Annotated in this window: 14 protein-coding genes; all 14 read left to right on the plus strand. The window is 35.7% G+C overall.

Features of this window, described 5'->3' with window-relative positions; all coding sequences use genetic code 11:
* The first annotated feature begins 1 nt into the window (after position 1).
* Positions 2-1,795 carry a metallophosphoesterase family protein gene (locus HC176_RS02610; RefSeq protein ID WP_245234826.1) on the plus strand — a complete coding sequence of 598 codons (1,794 nt, stop codon included), beginning with the start codon at positions 2-4 and terminating at the stop codon, positions 1,793-1,795.
* Between the two features lie 434 nt (positions 1,796-2,229).
* The gene (locus HC176_RS02615; RefSeq protein ID WP_167916635.1) at positions 2,230-3,105 is read left to right on the plus strand and encodes an AraC family transcriptional regulator; all 876 of its coding nucleotides are present in this window, start codon (positions 2,230-2,232) and stop codon (positions 3,103-3,105) included.
* Positions 3,106-3,377: 272 nt separating this feature from the next.
* On the plus strand, positions 3,378-7,703 hold the full coding sequence (locus HC176_RS02620) for a glycoside hydrolase family 38 N-terminal domain-containing protein (protein ID WP_167916636.1): 4,326 nt from the start codon (positions 3,378-3,380) through the stop codon (positions 7,701-7,703).
* A 26-nt stretch (positions 7,704-7,729) separates the two neighbouring features.
* Entirely contained in the window at positions 7,730-9,907 is a 2,178-nt protein-coding gene (locus tag HC176_RS02625) for a glucosidase family protein (RefSeq protein WP_167916637.1), read from the plus strand.
* 21 nt (positions 9,908-9,928) lie between these two features.
* Entirely contained in the window at positions 9,929-10,969 is a 1,041-nt protein-coding gene (locus HC176_RS02630; protein ID WP_167916638.1) for a mannonate dehydratase, read from the plus strand.
* A gap of 135 nt (positions 10,970-11,104) precedes the next feature.
* On the plus strand, positions 11,105-12,481 hold the full coding sequence (locus HC176_RS02635; protein WP_167916639.1) for a sugar porter family MFS transporter: 1,377 nt from the start codon (positions 11,105-11,107) through the stop codon (positions 12,479-12,481).
* Between the two features lie 2 nt (positions 12,482-12,483).
* Positions 12,484-13,257: an SDR family NAD(P)-dependent oxidoreductase gene (locus tag HC176_RS02640; RefSeq protein ID WP_167916640.1), complete on the plus strand. Its 774-nt coding sequence runs from the start codon at positions 12,484-12,486 to the stop codon at positions 13,255-13,257.
* A gap of 27 nt (positions 13,258-13,284) precedes the next feature.
* Positions 13,285-14,622 carry a glucosidase family protein gene (locus tag HC176_RS02645; RefSeq protein ID WP_167916641.1) on the plus strand — a complete coding sequence of 446 codons (1,338 nt, stop codon included), beginning with the start codon at positions 13,285-13,287 and terminating at the stop codon, positions 14,620-14,622.
* On the plus strand, positions 14,615-16,042 hold the full coding sequence (locus HC176_RS02650; RefSeq protein WP_167916642.1) for a glycoside hydrolase family 125 protein: 1,428 nt from the start codon (positions 14,615-14,617) through the stop codon (positions 16,040-16,042). Before HC176_RS02645 ends, HC176_RS02650 begins: the two co-directional genes overlap by 8 nt.
* A gap of 6 nt (positions 16,043-16,048) precedes the next feature.
* Positions 16,049-18,355, plus strand: coding sequence for a hypothetical protein (locus HC176_RS02655; protein ID WP_167916643.1), 2,307 nt, complete (start codon positions 16,049-16,051; stop codon positions 18,353-18,355).
* A gap of 239 nt (positions 18,356-18,594) precedes the next feature.
* Positions 18,595-19,611 (plus strand): LacI family DNA-binding transcriptional regulator, encoded by a 1,017-nt coding sequence (locus HC176_RS02660; protein WP_167916644.1) that lies wholly within the window; start codon positions 18,595-18,597, stop codon positions 19,609-19,611.
* Positions 19,612-19,665: 54 nt separating this feature from the next.
* Positions 19,666-23,076: a glycoside hydrolase family 38 N-terminal domain-containing protein gene (locus tag HC176_RS02665; protein WP_167916645.1), complete on the plus strand. Its 3,411-nt coding sequence runs from the start codon at positions 19,666-19,668 to the stop codon at positions 23,074-23,076.
* Between the two features lie 49 nt (positions 23,077-23,125).
* The gene (locus tag HC176_RS02670) at positions 23,126-24,061 is read left to right on the plus strand and encodes an ROK family protein (RefSeq protein ID WP_167916646.1); all 936 of its coding nucleotides are present in this window, start codon (positions 23,126-23,128) and stop codon (positions 24,059-24,061) included.
* Positions 24,062-24,097: 36 nt separating this feature from the next.
* Positions 24,098-25,399 carry an amylo-alpha-1,6-glucosidase gene (locus HC176_RS02675; protein WP_167916647.1) on the plus strand — a complete coding sequence of 434 codons (1,302 nt, stop codon included), beginning with the start codon at positions 24,098-24,100 and terminating at the stop codon, positions 25,397-25,399.
* Positions 25,400-25,476: the final 77 nt, after the last annotated feature.

Genomic DNA, 25,476 nt, shown 5'->3' on the forward strand with positions numbered 1-25,476 from the left:
ATTGTACAGAAGTATCGTCATATTAATGCTATTGTTGTGTCTTTCTTGTAAAAAAGAAAGGGATGATAAAAGTTATAAAGTGGCTTTTATGGCCGATGTGCATTTGCAAGACATCTACGGTAGTTTTTCTGATAGTGATTATAAGGGTGTTTTAAATCCGCAAACAGGTAAATATACCTTAGCCAGAACTATGCAGTCTCAGTTACAATCTACACGGTTATTTAATGAGAACTACTTCGCCTTTTTATCGGCTCTAGATGATATAGCATCCAAAAATATTAAATACGTGGTGTTACCGGGAGATTTTAGTGATGATGGGCAAATGGTGAATATCAAGGGCTTAAAACGTATTTTAGAAAAGTATTCAGAAGAACATAATATCAATTTTATTTTAACTACGGGTAATCACGACCCTGTGCGTCCATTTTACCAAGAAGCTGGCAAGCATGATTTTATAGGCGAAGACGGAAAACAGCAACCTATATTTAGTTCAGAAGAGATATACAAAGCAATAGATTCCAATGCATTAGCACCTGTTATTACAAAAGATATTTCAAAATTAGGTTACGAAGACATTCTAAATGAGTTAAAAGATTTTGGTTTTTATCCAAAACAAAGCGATGTGTACTGGGAAACTCCGTTTACTAATTATAGTTACGACAATTATCAATTTAGTGATGCTCTAAAACAAGCCGATTTATCAAATAGAAATTATAAAATACCACCTTTTGGAAGCAAAATTCCAGACGTAAGTTATTTGGTAGAACCTACAAATGGGCTGTGGTTTTTAGCCATTGATGCCAATGTGTATGTGCCTAAGGATACTACCAACTACAGTAGCGCCAGTATTGGCTATAATAATGTGTTAACACATAAAAAACACCTTTTTAAGTGGGTGAAAACCATTACTGAACGCGCAAAAAGACTTAATAAAAAGTTAGTGGTGTTTAGTCATTACCCAACGGTAGAATTTAACGACGGAGCCTCAGAAAATATACGAATGCTGTTGGGAGAAGATAAAATGCAACTCCATCGTGTTCCCAAAGAAGAGGTTGCTAGAGCACTTATTGAAGCTGGCGTAAAAGTACATTTTGGTGGACACATGCATATAAATGATACTGGCGTTGCAGCCATTGAGTCGGGTACTTTGGTAAATGTACAAATACCTTCCTTGGCCGCTTATATCCCTGCGTATAAAATAGCAACATTTTCATCTAACGAGATTGAAATTGAAACTATAGTAATAGATTCCGTTCCTAGATTTAAGGAACTATTCCCACTCTACAAACAAGAACATGCCTTTTTAAAAAATAATGATAAGAAAGCATTATGGGATTCTACTATTTTAGCGGCCAAAAACTATAAAGACTATACACAAAGTCATTTAAAAGGACTTATCAATAGTAGGTTTTTGGAAAATGATTGGAACATGCCGTTTACCCAATTTTTACTAGGCCTAAATAAGAAAAGTGTTGCTGAATTTGTGTCAATAGAAGAAACAGCTTTAAAAGATTTTGATGACTGGACAGGTTTTGATATGTTGTTCGATTTGTACCGCTTACGTTCTGCAGATGCATTGGCATTTGACGATATTGGAGAAAAAAATATTGAAAACTATAGAAGTATTATGAATTCGTACTTAATTCATTTTAAAGAGGTTAATGAGCCGTCAGAAATAGAAAATGACTTTTTACAATTCTGTATAATCTTCAAAAGGTTTTTAAATGGAGCTCCAAGTACTAATTTTAGTGTTGATTTTAGTAATAGTAAGATTGAAATCAAAAAAATAAAATAGGTATTGTTCTGCTAGACAAGCTACAAAAGTCGAGCATATTTTAAGGCTTATGCTACGCTTTTAAATAGATGTAATTCTAGTTCTGTTTTCAAGGTGTTAAAGGAAGTAGCAACAACATAGTTGTCTCTAACAAAGGTTTGCTGATTAGAATTTTTGATGATAAGTAAATTTAATCCTTTTCAATTTATTTGACTTTTAATTCAATAAACTAAATGTTAAAATAAGTTCAATATGAAAAACTCGTTGCTATTATGCTAATTTATCCTTTTTAAAGACATATCACTTAAGTAGACTAGTCTTAATATTACGTGTAGAGCCTTTATGGCAACTCTTTTTAACTAAAGCCTAAAACGTTAAATATTTTATATTGTGTCAATAATAACATAACTATACTTAGTTTTATATATGTTTTAAAAAACGTTAATACTCAAAGAATGAAAGCATCATTTTACAAAATTCTTTTCGATGAGGAAACTCCTTTTAGATGTACATATTTAGATAAGCCTAATTTTGATATGCCGTGGCATTTTCACCCTGAGCTAGAATTAACATTAATATTAGAAAGTGAAGGGGTAAGATATATCGGGGATAATACATCTAGATTTAAAGCTGGCGATTTAGTTTTGGTAGGTTCCAATTTACCACATATGTGGGTAAATAATAGTATAGAGACTGCTGCTAAAAACAAAAATTTAAATAGAAGCATACGCATTACCCTCCAATTTCCTCCAGATATGATAGACAATATGTTTAAAAATGCTCAAGAATTACAACCGTTAATTAAGCTCTTTGCACTAGCACAAAGAGGTATCTCATTTTCCCAAAAAACAAGTGCGGAAATTAAACCTTTGTTTTTGGAAATTAACGACAAAACAGGACTTAGAAGATGGATATCTGTATTTAACTTATTATTTAAATTAACAGAAGCCGAAGGTTATAAGCTATTAGCAAGCCCAGGGTATTTACCACAATTAACAAGAAAAGACCACGGATTGGTAAATAGGGTGTTTAACCACATTGAAACACATTTTAAAGATAAAATCACGCTACAGGAAATGGCAGATTTAGCATGTTTAACCAAACCATCTTTTTGTCGTTTATTTAAACAAAAAACTGGAAAAACATTTTTTGATTTCTTAAATGAATATCGCATTAATTATGCAAAGCGGCTTTTATTAGAGTCTAAAAAAGAATCTATAAACACCATAGCACTACGCTCAGGGTTTCCCACCATTCAACACTTCAACAAAAAGTTTAAAGCTATAAATAATGGGCTCACTCCAAGTCAATTTTTAAAAGTCAATGCTTAGTTAAAATAGAATCCCCAACAACTGACTAAAATCAATGTTAATATTGACTCATTATTAGTGATTTTAATATCATGATTATATTCTTATTGTGCTTAATTTTACAAAGAATAAAATTTATTATTCAGCCAATTAAAAACCACTAAACTATTTGTTCCTTTCATATAATGCTAATGAATTGGCGCTCTAGCTAATTCAAATGTATTGTTAAACTCAGATATTTTTGTTTGGTTTTTAAAACTAATCTTTATAAGTATAAATTTTAAATGAAAATTATGAGAAATCTTTTCATCTTAGTTGTTCTAGTTTTAAGCTTTTCATTAAGTGCTCAAAACTCCAAAATTGAAATAACTGATGTAAAACCAACACCATTCTTTCCTAAAGTAGAAAAAGGAGAAGCTCTTAAACAGTTAGTAAAACTTAGTATTGACAATAAAACAAACAAAACTCCAATAAAACTAAAAATTGAGGTAGAAGGCTTAGAGGCTTATTACCAAGATTTAGGCACTCTGGAAAAAGGCAGTTCGATACATGATATTATGATTGCTGATATAAATAAGGCAACTAAAGTTAACTTAGAACTGTTAAATAGCAGAGGTAAAATCATAGCGCAAAAAACACTTGCTTGGGAGCCACAAAAAAAGTGGAAGGTTTATTATGCTGCTGTTTCACATCATGATTTAGGCTTCATCACCTACTACCAAAACCTAAGAAAAGCGGTTCGGGAAAGCGAAATAGATACAGCCCTTGTTTATTGCCGCAATACTGATGGTTGGGATAAAAACAGCCAATTCCGATGGAATGTAGAAACTAGTGAAGCACTCATTCGCTGGATGGCTAAGCAAACACCAGAAAAGATTAATGAGTTTGAACGCAGAATACAGGAAGGGCGTATTGAGATTATTGCAAACCATAACACCATCTCTACGCAAATGGTGGGGTACGAAATGATGGCACGTAGTTTTTACACTCCTAACCGCTATGTGCAAGATATGCTGGATATTGACCCCGCTAAAGTGGCTTTGATAAATGATGTCACAGGCGTTAGCCGTACATGGCCTTTATATCTTAAAGAAGCGGATATTCCTTATTTTATGCATGGTAGTAACCACCCTAACAACTTGCAGGATATGATGGATCAACCTGTTTTTAGATGGTTGAGTACCGATGGGGATAATGAGAAAGCTCCATTATGTAAAGCCGATTCATACTATTCTCCCAATAAAATTGCCAAATGGGATTTAGATGGTGTTTCGTATTTAATTAACCGCCATGTCGATTTAGACTGGAAGTTCGATTGCATTCTGGCTTACGATAGTCACGACTTTGCCATCCCATCTATGCAGAATGCCAATAACATTAAAGAGTGGAATTCAAAATACGAATATCCTAAATTTAGATGTTCTGTATTAAGCTCCTATTTCGATGATATTGCTCAGCAGTTGAAACCAGGCATGATTCAGGAAACAGCTAAAGATGCACCCGATAGTTGGAACGATCAGGAAATTATTGATGCCAACCTGTTGGCAAGAGCGCGTAAAGCTAGTTCTGAAATTCCTACCACCGAAAAACTGGCCAGTATAGCTATGACATTGGGTGGTGAATATCCAGAAAAGGAATTATTTCAAGCTTATAACCGTATTATAATGTATCACGAGCATACCAATGGTGCTATTGACGGGGGAAATCATAAATATTACGAAACCGAAAATGTAATGCACGAAAAATTGGTAGACGAAGCCATTGATATAAACAAGCAGGCATTAAGTGTTTCTCTTCAAAAAATTGGTTCGCAAATTCAATCGAAAAAAAGTGCGTTGGTAGTTTACAATCCTCTAAACTGGAAGCGAGATGAGTTGGTTTATTTTAAAGCTAGTGAGGTACCGTTTGAGCAATTTCAGATTATCGATGCTGATACAAAAAAGCCAATACAGGTACAAAAATTGATGGATGGCAGATTTGCTTTTTATGCCGAAAATATTCCTTCGATGGGGTATAAGTCTTACACTATTAAGAAAACTAAAAAAGCAGGGTACAGTAGTTCATCAATTAGTGAGGCAAATTCTATAGAAAATGACTTTTATCAAATTTCGATTGACAGAACAAAAAACATTATTTCTGATGTAATTGATAAACAGTTAGATAAAAACATTATTGATAAAACCTCTCCATATGCCCTTGGAGAATACATTCACTACGACCACTTTAGTGGCGAATGGAAGAAGACGAAATTTACTGGCATAAAGCACTTTAAAGGAGACGTTTTGGATGAGATTCATATTAGTCAAGATGCTTATTTAACAGGTAAAGTTGAACTGGTAGTTTACGTTCATCATAAAACAAAGAAAATCGACTTTGCTCTAGAGGTAGATAAATTATCGAATGGAGAAGCGCTTACTGGTGGTTGGAACCGTTACATGAAAGAGGCTGCTTTTTGTGCAATACCTGTTTTGGTGCCAGACTATCAACACCACCATGAATTGTCTGGAGCAGTTACTCAGCCTGGTAACAAAGATTTGCAATTTGAAGCATCAGAGTCTGCTTTTTATGCTATTCAACATTTTGCAGATGCTTCTAACGATAACTTTGGTGTAACCCTTTCTACCATCGAAACTAACTGTATCAACTATGGCTATCCTCGTCCAGTATATTGGAACAATGACGGGCGTCGTCCTAAAGAAGAGATTGTTAAACCAAAAAACAGCAACATGTTTTTGTACTTGATGAACAACTTCTTCCAAACCAACGTAAAGGTAGATCAGCCAGGTATTAAAAATTATACCTTTTCTATTCGCAGTCATTCTGGAGACTGGAAAGGAGGAAAGGCATACCAGTTTGCTTGGGAAACTTCAAACCCAATTATTTCGCAGTACATTGAAAAAAATAAAGAGGGTAAACTTCCGTCTAAAAAATCATTCTTATCTACCGATAAAGATAATGTTGTGATTAGTACCCTTAAAAAGGCAGAAGCTAACGGCAATGGATTGGTTGTTCGTCTTTTTGAACTGGCGGGCAAAGATTCGAAAGTTAAAATGAAACTCAATTTAAATCAAGACATTAGTAAAGCAGTTGTTTTAAATTTGTTGGAAAATGATGAAGAAGAAATAGCAGTTTCTAATAACGAAGTAGAATTTAATATCAACGGGCATGGTATAAAAACCATTCGCTTGTTAAGCGAACCTGCTGAAAAACCTGTTGTTAGTAATGTAACTGCATTGGCTGTTTCAAACGAAGAAGTAAAACTTAGTTGGGAGAGTGATAATTCTGGTTTTTACAATATATATCGTAGCAAAACCCCAGATTTTAAATTGAATGCGCTTAATTATTTAGGGTATTCAGAAAGAACTTCGTATTTGGATAAAACGGTATTGGACTATGCTGGAGGAAGACATAAAAGAGTAGAGCCTAATACTACCTATTACTACAAAGTTGAGCCTGTTGATAAATTTAATAACCGTGGTGTTGCTTCACAGGTAATTAAATGTACTACACTAAAAACAGAGGAGGCCGATGCCAAACCAAATAAAGTACAAGGTGTTTACACCGTACATGTTTCGCCATTAGCTCCCGAAGATTTTATTAACCTTTGGTTTTATTCCAATTTTGAAAAAGACGTAGATAAATATCTTATTCACAGAGGTGAATCTGCCGATTTTGTTCCCAACAAAAGCAATTTGATTAACACTCTTGTTCCTTCAGAAGGTACATTCAGCTTTCATTATACCTACAGTAATTCTGAATTAAACAGACAGATGTTCGAGGATAAAACGGCTAAAGTAAATACAGCCTATTACTACAAAGTGGCTGCAGTTGATAATGGTGGCAATGTAGGAGAGTATTCTGATGCGGCATATGTTTATATGGAAAAAGTACCTGTAGAAATTAAGCATGAATACATTGCAACGAAAGAATTTAAAACTTTCAGGCCAAAAGCTAAAGTGACCATTCAATGCAGTGAACCGGGATACGATATGTATTATTCTACTGAAACCAGAACAAATACAACCAAAGCTAAAAAGTATTCTGCGCCATTCGAAATTACAGAAGCCAGTGTAATTAATGTAGAGGTTTATAAGGCAAACACCAAAGAATTGGCTTATAGATACCGTCGTTTCGTAAACGTTAACCAAAATATTAGTCAGTCCGATTATAATGGTCATTTTAATTCACTAAAAGCAACCGATGGTAGTTATTACAGTGGTTGGGTTTCAAAACAATTTGGTAATACCAAAGAAGAACCAAAAGATGTTTGGTTGGGCGTTAACTTGGGAGAATTAAAAACAGTTAGTGGATTGACTTTTATTTCTGATAATGGCGATATTTTCCCAATTCATGACCAATTCCGTGTATTTGTGCGTAATGGTGAGAATGTAAAAGAGGTGAAATTTACCAATACACCAGACGAGAAAACGCGAAATAAATTTCATGTAACATTTGATGAGCCGTTATTGGCTGATGGTGTGATGCTTTACTTTGATAAAGACAAACTACCGGTTAAAGGAGGAGTAGCAGATCAGGCGGGACTGGTAAGGGTAAATGAATTATTGATATTAGATCAGAAAGGAGAGTCAATTCTTCGATCTGATATATTAGGAATGTAATTTGTAACAAAGAAATAATAATTAATATGAAGCACTTAAAAATTTTAATAGTTGTGTTGCTTAGCGTTTTATACCAGAACGCATGGGCTCAAAAACAATTAACCCCTGCAGACCCTGAATACTATGCTATGGACAGGGAAGATATGACTTTTGACGATGAGCAAGTGCTGCTAGTCAATTACCGTGGTTTTGTATCACCACGACAGTACAGTGTTACTCAGTTTACCAACGTATGGTTTTTGCCAATAGAATCTACCCGCTACAATTTCAATCTGAATTTCTATGACAAAGGTACAGATAGAATAATTAATGATGATGTGCCGATTCAATGGAAATCATGGATTGATGATGGGGCTGCACCTGATCCTCTTGGGTGTAATTTTCGTCCTAATTCGCCATCAATCATGGTAACGCAAGATGAAAAATGGCAACCCAACCAATATGTGCGAACAGGTACTTTTCATAAAGAGTATAACCAAAAATGGGTGAGTTTTTCTGCAAAAAGCTGGACCAGTGTGTCTTTTGAAGACGATGAGGTTTTTATTAAACTTAAATTAACCAATCGTAATTCCAAAGATTTAAACATGACCATCATACCTAATCAGGTAGCAGAACATATGGTATGTCACTTTAAACAGGGGGATACAAAATCGAAGCAAATTGATACCTATACCATAGGCAGTGATATGGCCCATGCCCGTGTTTCTTCTTCCATAAAAGAAACAAGCGAAAAAGGGTTTGAAATTAGTATTGCTCCTGGTGAAACAGCCACCTATTATTTTGCGGTTAAGTTTTACGAACCGCAAAATGGCGCTCCCAAAGTGTATCAAGCTGACATTAAGGAGCGTATGGAAAAGGCAGATAAAAAGACCCGCGATATGCTAGCTTGGGCTTACAAACAAATGCCAGTTTTAACGAGTTCTAACAAACAACTACAAGAGTATTATTACCGTTGTTTACTATCTGTAATGATGAGTCGTTACGAAAACCCAAATTATATAACTGATGTATTTTGGGCAGTAGGTACTTGGCCATATACCATTAGCTGGGATAATTCATATTCCTCTGATGTTCTTGCCATGTTAGACCCCGAAAGTTTAAAAGGCGCCATCATCACAGATTTTGAGCAAGTACAACTCAAAAAAACCTATGTAGGTTGGAATGGAGCACATTGGGAAATACTCTACATTCAGGAGCCTTTTGCACTTCAAATTATGATTGAAGCCTATTTAAGGCATACTAATGATTTTAGCATTTTTGATGAAAAAGCTGCTGGCAAAACCGTTTGGCAATGGATGCAAGCTTGGGTTGATGAATTACAGACCAATTACACCAATGACTTAGGATTGATTGATGTTGGTTATAATACCGAAAAAATTATTGAAATACGAACCGATGGTTATAATCATGCAGTGCCTATTACCAATACACTAACTATTGATTTGTTATACACCATGGCAGATTGGGCGAAGAAAAGAAATGAAAGTAAATTAGAAAAGAGATTTTTTAAAGACGCTGAAAAACTGAAAGGTTTGGTTGATGAGTATATGTGGAATGAAGAATTGGGGTGGTTTGATAATTATTATCCCGATGGCACCAAAGGCACCATTTGGACTTACCACCTTTTCGATTTATTAGGCACCGATTATTTACCAGATCATCAAGCTTACAAATTAGTTAGTCATTTACAAGAAGGTGAATTTTTAGGGAAATATGGGGTGTATTCTATAGCTCGTCGTGATAGTGTTCACTGGGATTTAATCGATTCAGACTGGGGAGGCGGTGGCCAATATGCAGGTATGCCAGGGCGTATTTCACGAAATCTATACCAAAAAGGATTTGCAGGTAAAGGATGGGATGTTTTAAAACGCAACATGCGGTACATAGATCATTTTCCATACCTCCCGCAAAACCCACGTATTGATGCTCCTGAGGCAGACCGCTCATCAATGCCATTACAAATTGCGGCCGGAGCTGGAATGGAGGCTATTATTTTTGGCACTTTTGGAGTAAACATTCAGGAAAACAGTTTATCCATAAAACCCTATAACCACGAGGATATTGGTGAAGCTTTACTAGAAAATGTGCAATGGAACAATAATAGTTATAGCATTCAGCTAGAACGAAAAACATTTTCTGTTTATAAAAATGGTCAACTGGAAACTACAAAGTTTTATGGCGAAACTTATTCAATAAAAAAATAATACGTGTAGCGTTAAATTAATATGGAACGACTTATAAAAACGGGGCAGTGGAAAGATTTGCCAATGCGCCCAGGATTCGGGTCTTTTATGCACCCAACCGAAGAAAAACTAACTTTAATTAAGCAATTAGGGGTAGATGAAATTATCCTGAATATGTACAGGAACAATCTTATCGATACCAATTTTGATAAATTGCCTCTTCCAGGAGATCACCAATGGGAATATAAAGACCTCTTAATGCTTCGCAAAACCGTTGAAAATGCAGGTATTCGATTTTTGGCTCTGGAAAACATGCCGTTTTCCTTCTACGACAAAATAATGATGGGGCAACCTGGTAGGGAAGAACAGCTAAAGCATGTACAAGAAACCATAGCAAATATGGGTGCTGCAGGCATTCCCGTTCTAGGTTATGGATGGACTCCAACAGGCGTTTGGCGCTCATCAACAACCTTTCCAATTCGAGGTGGAGCCCAATCTATGAGCATAGACCTTGATGATTTTAAAAGAGCGCCACTGTCTCACGGACGCATATTTTCAGAAGAAGAAATGTGGGACTACTACCAGTATTTTCTTGAAGGGGTATTACCAGTGGCCGAAGAAGCAGGGGTAACTCTGGCACTTCATCCCAACGACCCACCCGTACCAAGTTTGGCAGGCGTGCCACAACTTTTTAGAAGTTTTGAAGCCTATAAAAAAGCTATGTCTATGGTAGAAAGTGAAAATCACGGATTACAATATTGTCTAGGTAATTTTTCTGCCATGGGAGCAAACATAGATGAGGTTACCGAGTATTTTGCTAAACAGGATAAGTTAATTTATGTGCACTTTCAAACGGTATCTAACTCATTGGTAAATGATACCAAATTAAATGAAGTGTTTGTGGATATGCCTGGGTATTATGATCCTGTTAAGATGCTAAAAAAACTTAAAGAAGTTGGCTATAAAGGAATGATTATGCCAGGGCACGTGCCAAAAATGATTGGCGATGTGTCTTGGGAAGAACGTGGTAGAGCTTTTACTATTGGTTACATAAAAGGTATTATTGCTACCTTAAATCAATAGAACAAGTGTTTTAGAAAGAAAAGCCATTTATTACTGTTGTTTGCGAACGTATAAAGGTTATTCGTCTAAAAAAACACGGATGTTTGAAAAAAAAGTTGTTCTTGTTTAATTAAGTTTAAAATAGAAGTTTTTTGAATGAATAAAGCCATTGTTTATAAATTAGCATTTATAGCATCCTTAGGAGGCTTTCTGTTTGGTTTTGATACCGCAGTTATTTCTGGTACCATTAGTTTAGTGACCAAGCAGTTTCAATTGGATGCAGTTCTACAAGGGTGGTATGTTAGTAGTGCTCTGGTAGGTACCATTACTGGTACCCTAATAGCTGGTGTTTCAAGTGATAAATACGGTAGAAAAGAAATGCTAATAACATCAGCAATTTTATTTGGCATATCGGCATTTGGCTGTATGATATCTCAAGGTTTTCAAATGCTTATCGCCTTCCGATTAATAGGTGGTATCGGCGTTGGTTTAGCATCCATCTTATCTCCATTATACATTTCAGAGATTGCACCAGCAAAAATCAGAGGGAGTTTGGTGTCCTTATACCAATTTGCCATTACTCTGGGGATTTTGGTAGCCTATTTTACCAATGCATGGTTTTTAGATATTAGTGAATCCAATGGACTTGCAGACGCCTCTGAAGGTCTACAAAAAGTGTTTGTTTCAGAAGTCTGGCGTATCATGTTAGGTAGCGAAACCATTCCAGCTTTTTTATTTTTAGTGCTTTTGTTTTTTATACCAAAAAGTCCGCGTTGGTTCTTAAGTAAGGGTAAAGTAAATAAAGCCGAAAGCATACTAGTTAAAATAGTAGGCAAAAATGAAACAAAAAACGAACTGGAGCTATTTAACAACACCAATAAAACCACAGTTAAAATAAGCTCAATATTTAAAGGAGGTTTTAAAACAGCTTTGATAGTTGGGGTGATTTTAGCGGTATCCACGCAACTCTGCGGTATAAATGCTGTTATCTATTACGGGCCTAGGCTGTTAGAAGAAGCTGGATTGCAACTGGGAGATGCATTAGGAGGACAAGTAATTATAGGTATAGTAAACGTACTTTTTACACTAATTGCTATATGGAAAATAGATCAGTTTGGGCGTAAAAAACTATTACTCTTTGGCATTTCTGGAATTTTAATTTCACTCATCGCTATAGGTATTTTGTTTTATTTAGATGTAAATAGTCCGTACCTACTTATTGGTTTTATACTGGCATTTGTAGCGTGTTTTGCGTTTTCATTTGGCCCAGTGGTTTGGGTATTATTATCAGAGATTTATCCAACCAATATCAGGGGGTTTGCCATGTCTATCGCAACCTTTGCCCTTTGGATTGGCGCAACAGCAATAGGTCAGTTAGTACCGTGGTTGCTTGAAAATTTAAAACCCTATGGCACATTTTGGCTTTTCGCCCTATGTACCATCCCGTCGGTATGGATAGTTATTAAAATTTTACCCGAAACCAAGGGAAAATCCCTAGAAGCAATAGAAGAATTTTGGCTTAATAAAAAATAAAAATGTCTAGATTAAAAGATAAAGTAGCTATTATAACAGGTGCCGCAGATGGTATAGGACTCGCTATAAGTGAGGCTTTCGTTCAAGAAGGTGCCCGTGTTTTAATGGCAGATATAAACGATGAAAAATGTCAAAAAGAGGCAGAACGGCTAGCAAACGGTAACAATACAGTAATATACATGCATTGTGATATAGGCAACACCAAAGCAGTACAAACCCTAGTTGAAACCTGCATCAATACCTTTGGTAAAATAGACGTACTGGTAAACAATGCCGCCGTAGCAATACCAGGAAAAGTTACTAAAATGACGGATGACGATTGGGATACCCTAATGAACATCAATTTAAAGGGAGCATTTCGTTGTATTCGGGCCTGTTTACCTCACATGATTTCCGCCAAATGCGGTAGTGTTATAAACATATCATCTACCCAAGCCCATAGAAGTTGGGATGATTGGACGGCCTATGCCGCGGCTAAAGGAGGTTTACTCTCTATGACGAACCAACTGGCAGGTCAATTTGGAAACAAAAACATTCGGTTTAACAGTATTTCCCCAGGCACTATTTTAACACCTATGCTTGCAGAAAGAGTTAAAACAGAAGGCGAAGAATTTTTAAAAGCTTCCATAAACCAAGCTTCAATGCTACGTTGTGGCAAACCCGAAGAAGTAGCAATGACGGCAGTATTCCTAGCCTCTGATGAGGCGGCCTTCATCAATGGAGATGATATTAAAATAGATGGTGGATTATCCACTTTACCAAGATATTTTGAATAAAATAGATAAGAACTAAACTTTTGAATCATGAATAGATTTATAATAGCAATTACATTTTTACTTTTTGTTACTTCTTGTACAAAACATAAGAATGAAACTAAAATAGAAAAAGACCCAAAGCTACAACTGGCTGAAACTATTTTAGCCGATACACGCTTAGATTCTGTTCTGTTAAAGGCAAAAAAAACCTTAAAACCAAAAGACGGGCGATTTCAGGCAGGCAGCAATTATGCAGAAACATGGGTGAGAGATTTTGCTACATTCATTGAAGTTGCCTTAGAAGTCAATCCTCAAGAAGTTATCAAAGAGCGGTTGTTGTTGTTTTTTGATTTTCAAGGGGAAGACGGAAATATCATTGATGGTTATACCGAATTAAAAAACGATGGAGGTTATGAGTATAGATACTCTAAGACTGCACCAAATTATAAAGGCCACAAAAATACAGTAGAAACCGACCAAGAAGCGTCGTTAATTTTGGCACTAGCAAGATACATAAAAGTTACAGGCGATAAAGACATTCTTCAGCTAAACAAAAATGGGAAAACCATTTTAGAAAGATGTGAAATGGCTTTGAACTTTCTTAAAGAAAATATGTACTCCGAAAAATTTGGACTTATAAAAGGTGCTACTACTATAGATTGGACCGATGTACAACCCGAAACCATTTGGGGTGTTTTTACAACAGAAGATACACATTGGTGTGTAGATGTCTATGATAATGCCATTTATGTACTAGCCATAAACGAATATTTAAAATGGATTAAGGAAGACCAAGAAAAACATAAATTTTGGACAAATGAAAAGGAGTTTATTACAAAAAACGTTAGAAAACACTTGTGGGATGAAAAACGTCAAAAATTCTTTCCCCATAAATATATAGAAGACTCGCCTTTTTCGGGATTTGATGAAGATGAAATCTATTATTTAGGCGGAACGGTTTACGGAATTCAAGCAGGTTTTTTAACTGAAGAAGAGATAGAAAGCTGCTACAAAAAAATGTTAGCCATAAAAGATTTGTCTGGCGCTATGACCGTGGCTATAATTAATTATCCACCATACCCTTACAAGAGTTTTGCTAATAAAGACACAAAACCTTATATATATGTTAATGCCGCAGACTGGACATGGTGGGGCGGAAGAACCATTGAAACTATGATTAAGACAGGGCATTTAGAATTGGCCTATCAAGAAATCAATCCATTTTTAGACCGCGTCATCAAAAACGAAGGGTTCTATGAATGGTATTCGGTAATAGACCACCAGCCTCATGGCTCTAACACCTTTCTTGGTGCTGCAGGTGCTTTGGGTAAGGCTATTAATTTAATGAAAGCTGAAGCTTTAAAAATTAAAAAAAACAATGAATAGAAGGGTATTTGCAAAACAAACTGCATTGGGCTCCATGGGGCTGGCATTAACTCCGCAATTTACTCTTTCGCAAACAACCTTTAAAGATTTTGTATCGAAAAGACCGCCAAAAAAAGAGAGACTGTTTACCAGTAAAGCTATTGAAGAGGTTATAAAAAAAGTAAAAAAACAACTTAAAGACCCAGAGTTGGCATGGTTGTTCGAGAATTGTTTCCCAAATACCCTAGATACTACTGTATTTTATAAAGAAGAAAAAGGCAGGTCATTAAGCCATATCATTACAGGAGATATAAATGCCATGTGGTTAAGAGATTCTACCTGCCAAGTATGGCCGTACGTCCCTTTTGCCAATAAAGATGAAAAATTGCGTAAGATGATTGTGGGGCTAATAAACTGGCAGGCAGACTGTGTTTTGGTAGACCCTTATGCCAATGCGTTTAAAAAAGATAAAAGTGAGGTTAGTCAATGGAAGGATGACCTAACCGACATGAAGGACGAACTGCATGAACGCAAATGGGAAATCAATTCGCTTCTTTTCGTTATCAGGTTGGCTTACAAATATTGGAAAACCACAGGAGATACTGCGCCTTTTGATGCCAATTGGGAAAACGCCATGAAACTTATCTACCAAACACTATTAGAACAACAACGTTTTGATAATCTTGGGCCTTACACCTTTATGCGAGAAACCACACAAGCCAATGAGGTTATTGCAAATAATGGTTACGGAAGGCCTACCAGAAAAATTGGAATGATACATGCCACACACCGTCAAGACGATGCCTGCGTATTCCCATTTTATGTGCCAGATAATTTAATGGCCGTGGTAGAATTAAAGCACCTAGCCGAAATGTTCAAGACCATTTTAAATAATACCACCTATGCAGAGCGTTGCTTAAAAGTGGCAGACCAAATAGACAGTGCCATTAAGGAATATGCCATAATAGAACACAAGGTTTTTGGCAAAATGTATGCTTTTGAAGTAGATGGCTTTGGAAGCCAATTACTGTTGGAAGAGTCCACAATACCAAATTTAATGTCCTTACCTTACATAGAGGCTTGCGATATAAACGACCCAGTATATCAAAATACCAGAAAATGGTTGCTTAGTGAGTGGAATCCTAAATTTGTAAAAGGAAAATTTACCGAAGGTAATGGAAGTACCCATTATTTTGAACCACCAAAACGTATTTGGCCATTAAGTACAATTTCCAGAGCATTAACAACAGATGACAAAGAAGAAATAATGTTCTGTGTAGAACAAATAAAGCGAAGTAACGCAGGTACAGGTTTTATTCATGAATCGTATTTACCAGACCACCCCGAAGATTTTACTCGTCCTTGGTTTTCATGGGTAAACACGTATTTTGGGGAGATGATATTAATTCTACTTGAAAAATACCCTAAATTACTTAGTTAGAAAATTATGAAATACTACCTAAAAACTATAGTAGTTTTAATTATTTTAATAGGTTTAAATATGAGTTTAATCTCATGTGAAACACAGGCAAGAAGCGATGTATCTGTTGCAACTAACATTCCAACAATTGATGAGATTTCAGGGAAATGGATAGCATCAGATACTATGGCAATAGAGCCTTCTATACGCAATTTTAGAGGGCAAGCACTACTTAATCGAGACTTAACATCGATAAGTTGGTTTGTGTCTGCTCCATTTTCTGGCGGACATCACACAGGTACGCTAAAAATTAACGGTATAACACCCGAAGCATCACACTTTCGTTGGCAACCCTATCAAGCGTTAAGAAAAGCTACTGTAAATGGCCTTGAAATACACAGCTCCACACGAATGCTAGTGGAAGATAATGCCATAATGTGGGAGATAGACATCACAAACAAAAGCAACGAGCAGAAAAGTGTCCAGATAGATTTAGATATGATAGGTTATATAAGCCAATATGAAGATGGTAACTGGAATTGGTGGTACCCATACCCAGACTGGGACGGAAAAAGGTCTGAGTATCGTAACCAAGCCATAGAAGATATGCGAAAGCACATAACTTTAAATCACACAGAGCAAGAAACAAATTGGCCTAAGGACAACGCTATTCTTAACTCCCCACATTTTAGTACACATAAAGAAGCGCAAAATATTTATATACAAGATAAAAACACTCCAGCAATTTCTGCATTTTCTTTGGTTACCAAACCCGATAGTCTATCCGTTAGAAATTGTGGAGGGAAAGCCAAATGGAATGTAACACTAGCCTCAGGAAAATCAAAAACCATCAAATATTTTTTATCCTACAATAATAACTTAGAAACCCTCAAAACCCAAACACAAAACTGGCAAAACACCTTTGATACTGCATTTGCATCAGTAAAAACAAAATGGGAAGATAAATGGCAAAATTTATTTAAACCAAACAATAGTCTTGTCTCTGGGTGCTTTCCTGTTTTAGAAACCAATGATGAAAAGGTAAAAAGAGTTTATTACACAGGAGCTATAACGCTTCTTTATTTATTAAACACCAACCTACCAGAACACAAACGTGTGTATTTAACAGGAGGCCCTAGATGGGGAGCGACAACAACTTTCTTCTGGGACATTGCCATTTGGTCTGAACTTTGGGCAGTGGTAGATCCAGAAATGATGAAAGAGCACATTAAGTCTTGGATAGAAATAAATCCTAATTTGTATTATGGAAAAGACAATTTTGGAGGCAAAGGCGTAGGTAATGGCTATTCTGCTAATTATTGGTGTTTGTTCAGAATTATACGTGCGTATATAGTGACCACGGGAGATTACAAGTTTTTAGATGAAAAAATAGGAACAAAAACAGTTATGGAGCATTTGGAATCTTATGCTCTAAACTGGCAAAACCTATCAAATTATGGTAAAAAAGGGTATGAAAGCGAATTGTACAATCTTGCCGATTTTGGTGCTAACCCAGCAAATTTGTTAGAATGCGTACCAACCTACGTACATATCGTACCATCGTTTAATATTGGCTATGTATGGATGATGCGAGAAACCGCAAAGCTACATTATCAAAAGAACAATGTTGCTAAAGCCAAAACACTAGAGAAACAGGCAAAAGCTATGACGCAAAGTATTCTTAAATTATACGCAGGAAAAGGTGTTTGGAATAGCTTATATCCTAACAATAAAACAGTAGAAGTACGTCATGTACTAGATTTTATTTACTTCGGAAAATATCTAGCTAACGATGTGAGTTTGGATATTCGAAATGAAATGATGGGGTTTCTTAATACAGAATTAAGAACAGATTCATGGATGCGAGCACAGTCTTTAAAAGATATAGCGGCCAAAGATTCAGACAGGCCAGACCATGGGCCTTTAGGTAGTTTTGATGGTTGGATTCCAGAAGTTATGGATGCCATGAGTAATATGGACTACGGTACTGATGCATTAGCATTTTACAGAGCTATAGAACCCGTTACTCACGAAGGCTGTTGGGCACAAGCAAGAGAACTGTGGGGGGATGACAAATTAAATAAAACCGCAAAAGTACGTATAGCAGACCGCGGATGGAATAACCGAGAAAGTTCATCAGGCATAGGGATATCTCAGGTCATGCTTAAAAACTTCTTTGGCTTCTATCCAGAAATACACAATGCGCCACTTCAAAATTACGATACTTGGCCAATTAAAGGTAAGGCAACCTTGCACCACGTATTTTACAAGAACAACTATTATCGTATTGAATTTATAGAGAATAAACCTAGGATGATAAAAGAAAAACACTAATGCATCCTGGTTTCAATAAAATTTAAAATATCTATTAGTAGCCTACATTAATAATAGGGTAGAATTGATAAAGAAAAAAATTAAACTTTTACATGTTTTAACTATTTTGGTACATGATGATTATAGTAGTGGTTTTTAGAGTTATAATGCGTTTAAAATTAGTTTTATCCTCTTAAAAATTCAATTATTATAAAAAAGTATATATATATTTGCTTAACCGGTTAAACTAATATATTCACTTGAAAAGTATTTCTCTCAAAGATATCGCAATTGCATTAAATCTGTCTAAGACAACAGTGTCTTATGTAATGAACGATAGAGGCGATGAAAAAAGGGTTAGCAAGGAAACACAAGATAGAATAAAACAGTATGCCCAAGCGCACAGCTACAAACCCAATCAATTAGCAAGAAGCCTAAGTTTAGGGAAAAGTAACATGATAGGCTTAATTGTGCCTAATATATCCGATAGCTTTTTTGCTCAAATAGCCAGACGCATTGAAAAAAAAGCAGAAAAACTGGGTTATAATGTGGTGTTTAGTAGTACAGGCGAATCCCCAGAAAGAGAATCAAAAATCATACAGTCTATGCTAGATAGGCAGGTAGATGGTCTTATAATAGTATCTAGTGAAAAAAACCACGACGATATTTTAAAATTAAAAAAAGGGAACTTTCCCTTTGTAATTGTAGGTAGAAAATACACCGATATAGAAACCAATGTTGTAGCATTAGAAGATAAGGATGGTGTAATTTCAGCCGTAGAGCTACTCATGGATAATGGTAAAACACGTATTGGTTATATATCCATTTCTTTAGAACTCCATTCAATAAAAGACCGCTTAAAAGGGTATAAACAAGCACATGAAAATAAAGGTGTTGCCTATAACCCGAATCTTGTTAAACATGTAACTTACGGTAACATTGAAGCCAGCCTTAAAGTGGCAATATACGAATTGGTACATCAAGAAAAAGTAGAAGGTATTGTATTTGCTACACACTATTTGGCCGAAGAAGGTTTACGCTTATTAAAACAAAACAACATAAATGTTCCCAAAGAAGTAGCCGTAGTAAGTTTTGGAAAAGATAGAGGTTTCGATTTGTTCGACCCACCCCTAACATCGGTTGATTTTCCCATAATAGAAATGGGAGATACCGCTGTAGACTTGTTATTAGATGCTATTGAAAACCAAGTGGTAGCAACAAAAAATATAATAATGAAAACCAAACTGGATATTAAGCAATCTTGTGGAAGCATTTAATTTTTTATTTAAAAAATTGCTTAACCGGTTAACTAAACAATAAATAAAAACATCATGAAACTATTAAAATTTTTATGCGCCATTATCCTATTTGCAGGTATCAGTTTAGATATTTCGGCACAGTCAAAATATTTAAGTGGTTATGGCAAAGCTGTTTCTGGGGTAAATTTTGCGTACCCTTCCCCACACTCCTACAACGACCCGTGTTATCTAACAAGAGCCACCAAAGATGTTGGCCCTATGGAATGGGAAACCGTTGTCGTTCCTAAAAATCATACAGGTAAAACCGTATCCTTCATTTGGGTCTATGGCATGGATGTTACTCATAACCCCGAAGCTTTCGATTTATCAATAAACGATAAAAAAGTATTAACCTTTAAAAATCCTGGTACCACAGAGGAAAAGAACAGAACCATTCATGGTGATAACGGTGTGTCACTCAACTTCATTCAATCTATGGTAGATTCAAATAGAGATGAAATGGGCTATGCCGTACTTACAATGCCGACATCAATAGTAACTCTAGGAGCTCCTGTAAAATTGAAAATTGGAGGTGTACCCAACAATAGCAACGCTTGGTATATGACGTATAAAATTTCACCGAAAAATAACTTTAATGCACATCAATTGAAGGTCATAAAAAAGGAAGCTGATAAGCTTTTTAGTGTCATTCGCTTTAGTTTGGTGCATTTAGGAAAACCTATTAATGCTAACGTTTTGGTTGAAGGTGAATCGAAAAAAGTAAAACTAAACACAGGTTTAAATGAAATAGATTTTTTAATTCCAAAAGTTGAAAAACCAAAAACGATTGAGGCAGAAATTGAATATGGAAACAGCAAAGAACAAATTTCTGTTGCATTGAACCCAATTAAAGAATGGACAATTTATTTGGTACAACACAGTCATACCGACATTGGTTACACCCGTCAACAATCTGAAATTTTAGCTGAACATCTTAGATATATTGATGACGCCTTGGATTATTGTGACCAAACAGACCATTATCCAAAAGAAGCACAATTTCGTTGGACCTGTGAAGTAGCTTGGACCGTGAGAGAATATATTAATAGTAGGCCAAAAGAACAAGTAGACCGACTGATACAACGAGTTAAGGAAGGCAGAATTGAGGTTACAGGGATGTTTTTAAATTACTCTGAAACTATAGATGAAACCGCTTTGGCTATTCAATTACAAGCCCTTAAAAAATTTAAAGCTAAAGGTATAGACGTAACAACAGCAATGCAAAATGATGTAAATGGTATTGGTTGGTGTATGCCAGATATGTATGAAGGTACGGGAGTAAAATACCTAACTATGGGGGTTCATGCACATCGGGCTAGATTACCTTTCAGTAAACCTACATCCTTTTGGTGGGAATCGCCTTCTGGAAAAAGACTCTTAGCCTACAGAAGTGAACATTATATGCACGGAAATGCTCTAGCGCTTGTTTCTGGAGAAATGGATGTTTTTGGAAATAACCTCTCTAAATACTTAGATGGACTTGAAGAAAAAAATTATCCTTTTGATAGAGTAGCCTTTCAATTTTCTGGTTATACTACAGATAATTCTCCACCTTCAACAAAAGCTTGCGATATCATTAAAAAGTGGAACGACACTTATGAATGGCCAAAGCTAAAATCTGCATTAGCTAGTGAATTTATGGTACACATCGAGAAAAACCATCCCGATGATATAGAAACAAAGAAGGTATCATGGCCAGATTGGTGGACCGATGGTTTTGGTTCTGCCATGAAAGAAACCAAAGTGCTACGTAATAGCTATTCACAAATGCTAGCAACTATGGGACTGTTATCAATGGTACAAGCTTCAGGAGGGGATATTCCTAAACAAATACATGATGAGGTAAGAAACTGTTATGATAACTTATTACTTTATAGTGAGCATACCTTCGGGGCAGCAGAGAGCATTAGAGACCCTTATAATAAAAACACGATGGATCAATGGAGCCAAAAATCTTCTTATATATGGTCTGCCAATCAACAATCAAATTTATTAAGAGAAAAAGCTATTGGGTTAATTCAACCCCATGTAAAAATCCCCAAAGCACCATCAGTAACAGTTTTCAATACCTTAAATTGGTCTAGAAGTGGTATAGCCGAAGTCTTTATAGATTACGACATCTTACCTCTAGATAAGAAAACGAGCATTGTTGATAGTAACGGAAATGAAATCCCAACTCAGATTATCAGACAACGTGCCGAGGGTACATACTGGGCACTTTGGGTTAAAGATGTGCCTCCATTGGGATATGCTACATATACAATTCAAGTAGCTGATGAAAAAGCAACTTCAAAAGATTTAAAATTACCTGTAACAACCACCGTTGAAAATTCTTTTTATAAGATTCAAATTGACGAAGTTAAAAAAGGCATTATTAGCATTTATGATAAGACCTTACATAAAGAACTCCTCGATACGCAAAGCAAACACACTTTAGGTTCTATGGTTTACGAAAGAATTAAAAATAGAAGAGACCTAGAGCGATTAACAGCCACAAGAAGAGACACTGTTTTTAAATCGCTAAATGAAAAACACTACAAGTTTTCGAGCTTCAAAATTGAAAAAATCACAGATGGTAACATCTGGAAATCTATTATATGCAAAGCACAACTTCCAGAATGTGCCGAAGAATCCTCTGGCATCACTTTAGAAATTCGACTGCACCATCATAAAAAAGAGATTGAGTTTCTATACAACATGAAAAAACTTGATATCATTGAACCAGAAGGTTTATATGTTGCGTTTCCGTTTGCGAATGAAAATGCGCAATTGGTTTTTGAAGCCCAAGGAGGGCCAGTTCGTCCTGGCATAGACCAATTAGCAGGTTCTGCTTCAGACTGGAATACCATTCAAAATTATGCCTCTGTAAAATCAGACGATTCACAAATCCTGTTTTGTAGCGAAGACACACCACTGGTGCAGTTTGGCGGTATAAATACAGGACGATATTACTATAAAAACCCCGTAAAAAATAAAGGCCATATTTACTCTTGGGTACTTAACAATTATTGGGTAACTAACTTTAGGGCAAGCCAGTTTGGAGAGTTAAACTGGAGATATCAAATAACCTCATCAGAGAACAAATCAAACACCTTTGCTACCAAATTTGGCTGGGGTAATCGCGTACCATTTGTAAGCAAAGCAAATAGCGGTAAAGAAAAATCGAAGAACAATCAAATATCAGAATCACTGATTGACCTCGGTTTGGTGGACAATTTACTATTAGTACATGCACGCCCAACAGAAAACAACGATGGTGTTATTTTACACCTACGCGAAACCGAAGGTGATCATGCTATTTTAGATATCAATAAAATTCTTGAAAACTCTGGAATAAACGAGGTTTACCTAGTAAACAGTTTAGGAGAAATAATTAAGAAATTAACCGCACCTTTTTTAGTGGAACATTTTGAAACACGATTTATTCTTTTAAAGACAAAATAAAAAATAAGCGCTTAAAACATTTTTTTAAAGATATTATAATAAAGTTAGAATGAAAAATATAGCAATAGGAGTTGACGTTGGAGGAAGTCATATAAGTTGTATGGGATTCAATTTAGAAAGTAGACAATTACTGTTAGATAGTTATGCAGAAAGTCATGTGAATAGCCATGGTTCTATAAATGAAGTTATCAAATCATGGGGCAATGTTATTAAAAAATCTATTGATAAAATTGGTTCAAAATATGTAGCAGGTATAGGTTTTGCAATGCCTGGGCCTTTTGATTATGTAAACGGCATTTCTTGCTTTACGGGGCAAAATGGCAAATATGAACATACTTACGGTATGAATGTTAGGGAACGACTATTGGAATTTTTGAATCTATCCCATCCAATTGAAATTAGGTTTATAAATGATGCCACAGCATTCGCTCTTGGAGAAGCTAAATTTGGTAAGGCTAAAAGCTACAAATCTATGTTGTCTGTAACCTTAGGCACAGGTTTTGGCTCTGCTTTTATAAAAAGCGGAGTGCCTGTTTCAGAAGGAGAAGAGGTACCGCAAGATGGATGCTTATGGCATGTGCCATTTGAAAATGAATTGGCAGACGATTATTTTTCTACTCGTGGTTTAATTAACAGATTTAAACAAAAAACAGGGCATAAATGTGGTGGTGTAAAAGAGATTGTAGGGTTGTGCGCAACAAACCCTTACGCTAAAGAACTGTTTACTGATTTTGGTACTAAAATGGGGGTTTTCCTAACTCCATGGATAAAAAAATCAAATATTGATATAATAGTTTTAGGAGGTAATATTTCTAGAGCTTACCCTTTATTTGGAGAGGCTATGCAGTCTTACTTTAAAGGTGAGGGTATAAGTGTAGAAATTGTAGTGTCAGATTTAAAGGAAAAATCGGCATTCATGGGGAGTGCCGTATTAATAGATGACCAACTGTATAACACTATACTTCCTGTTTTACAAAAAATGTAGTTACTAAATTCAATACTAAAATAAATTTAATGATATATGAAATATTTAAAGTTAATAGTATTATCTGTACTTATTTGTAATTGTGCAAATACTAAAAAAGAAAACACCGTACTAAAAGAACAAATTAAAACAAATGAATACTTTGCCTATACTAAAGAAAAAGCGCTTAAAGTAGTTAAAACCGGATTTAATGCTGGAGATAGTTATGGCGAGGTTTGGATACGCGATTATAATACATTTATAGAACTATCGGCCGAAGTATTCCCTAAAGAAGCCCTAAAGGAAAATTTACGTGTATTTTTTAGGCTTCAAAGAGAAGATGGCAACATCGTTGATGGATTTATACCAAAAGAAAAAGCCGTACAAACCAAAGATGGTTACACCTATATTTTTACAGATTTAGAACCCAATTATGCAGGTCAAAAAAATGACGTTGAAACCGACCATGAATCCTCTCTAGTTCAAGCTGTTTATAAGTATGTAAAGAAAACAGGCGATACTGCATTTTTAAATGAAACCATAGGCGGTAAAACCATAATACAGCGAATGGAATGGGCTATGGAGTTTTTATTAAACCACCGTTGGAGTGATAAATACGGACTAATTTGGGGTGCTACTACGGCAGATTGGGGAGATGTGCAGCACTGCCATCCTTGGGGTGTTTACATTACCAAAGACACCAAATACGCTATAGATATTTACGATAACGCTATGATGCTTGTTGCGCTAGATAATATGATGGCTTTGGCGCCACATATAAAACAAAAGTGGCAACCTATAAGGCAGGATATTGCACAAAATACCATGAAATATTTATGGGATGATAAAAACCAAAAGTTTATACCGCATGTATATTTAGATGGTTCGCCTTTTTCAGAGGATTTTAATGAAAATAACATTTACTATCACGGAGGTACAGCCCTAGCCATAGAAGCAGGACTACTTTCAAAAGAGCAAATAAAAGTGTCTTTAGATAAAATGATTTCCAATGTAAACGCATCAGGAGCAGGCTCTATAGGTTTAACATTATACCCGGCTTATCCCGAGGGCTCTTTCGAAAATAAAGGCATGTTTCCTTACAGTTACCAAAACGGCGGAGATTGGACTTGGTTTGGTGCCCGAATGATTCAGCAACTTATTAAAAATGGATATATAGAAGAAGCTTATCAGCAATTACAACCTATGGTAAAACGGGTTAAAGATAATGATGGCTTTTACGAATGGTATACTATAAAAAATACACCTGAAGGGTCTGGTACATTCCGTGGTTCTGCAGGTGTACTTTACAAAGCTATACAGATGCTAGAAAATTATGCAAATAATAAACCTATAGAATAAAACATTGCTTAGAACTATAGGGTGCACACGAAGAAAAATATACCCCAATTGTAGATTTTGGCTTGGGGTATATGTTT

The organism is Tamlana crocina, assembly GCF_012037625.1.

Coding starts and splice junctions, on each gene's coding strand:
- HC176_RS02615 (WP_167916635.1), top strand. CDS start 2,230: ATGAAAGCATCATTTTACAAAATTCTTTTCGATGAGGAAACTCCTTTT.
- HC176_RS02620 (WP_167916636.1), top strand. CDS start 3,378: ATGAGAAATCTTTTCATCTTAGTTGTTCTAGTTTTAAGCTTTTCATTA.
- HC176_RS02625 (WP_167916637.1), top strand. CDS start 7,730: ATGAAGCACTTAAAAATTTTAATAGTTGTGTTGCTTAGCGTTTTATAC.
- HC176_RS02630 (WP_167916638.1), top strand. CDS start 9,929: ATGGAACGACTTATAAAAACGGGGCAGTGGAAAGATTTGCCAATGCGC.
- HC176_RS02635 (WP_167916639.1), top strand. CDS start 11,105: ATGAATAAAGCCATTGTTTATAAATTAGCATTTATAGCATCCTTAGGA.
- HC176_RS02640 (WP_167916640.1), top strand. CDS start 12,484: ATGTCTAGATTAAAAGATAAAGTAGCTATTATAACAGGTGCCGCAGAT.
- HC176_RS02645 (WP_167916641.1), top strand. CDS start 13,285: ATGAATAGATTTATAATAGCAATTACATTTTTACTTTTTGTTACTTCT.
- HC176_RS02650 (WP_167916642.1), top strand. CDS start 14,615: ATGAATAGAAGGGTATTTGCAAAACAAACTGCATTGGGCTCCATGGGG.
- HC176_RS02655 (WP_167916643.1), top strand. CDS start 16,049: ATGAAATACTACCTAAAAACTATAGTAGTTTTAATTATTTTAATAGGT.
- HC176_RS02665 (WP_167916645.1), top strand. CDS start 19,666: ATGAAACTATTAAAATTTTTATGCGCCATTATCCTATTTGCAGGTATC.
- HC176_RS02670 (WP_167916646.1), top strand. CDS start 23,126: ATGAAAAATATAGCAATAGGAGTTGACGTTGGAGGAAGTCATATAAGT.
- HC176_RS02675 (WP_167916647.1), top strand. CDS start 24,098: ATGAAATATTTAAAGTTAATAGTATTATCTGTACTTATTTGTAATTGT.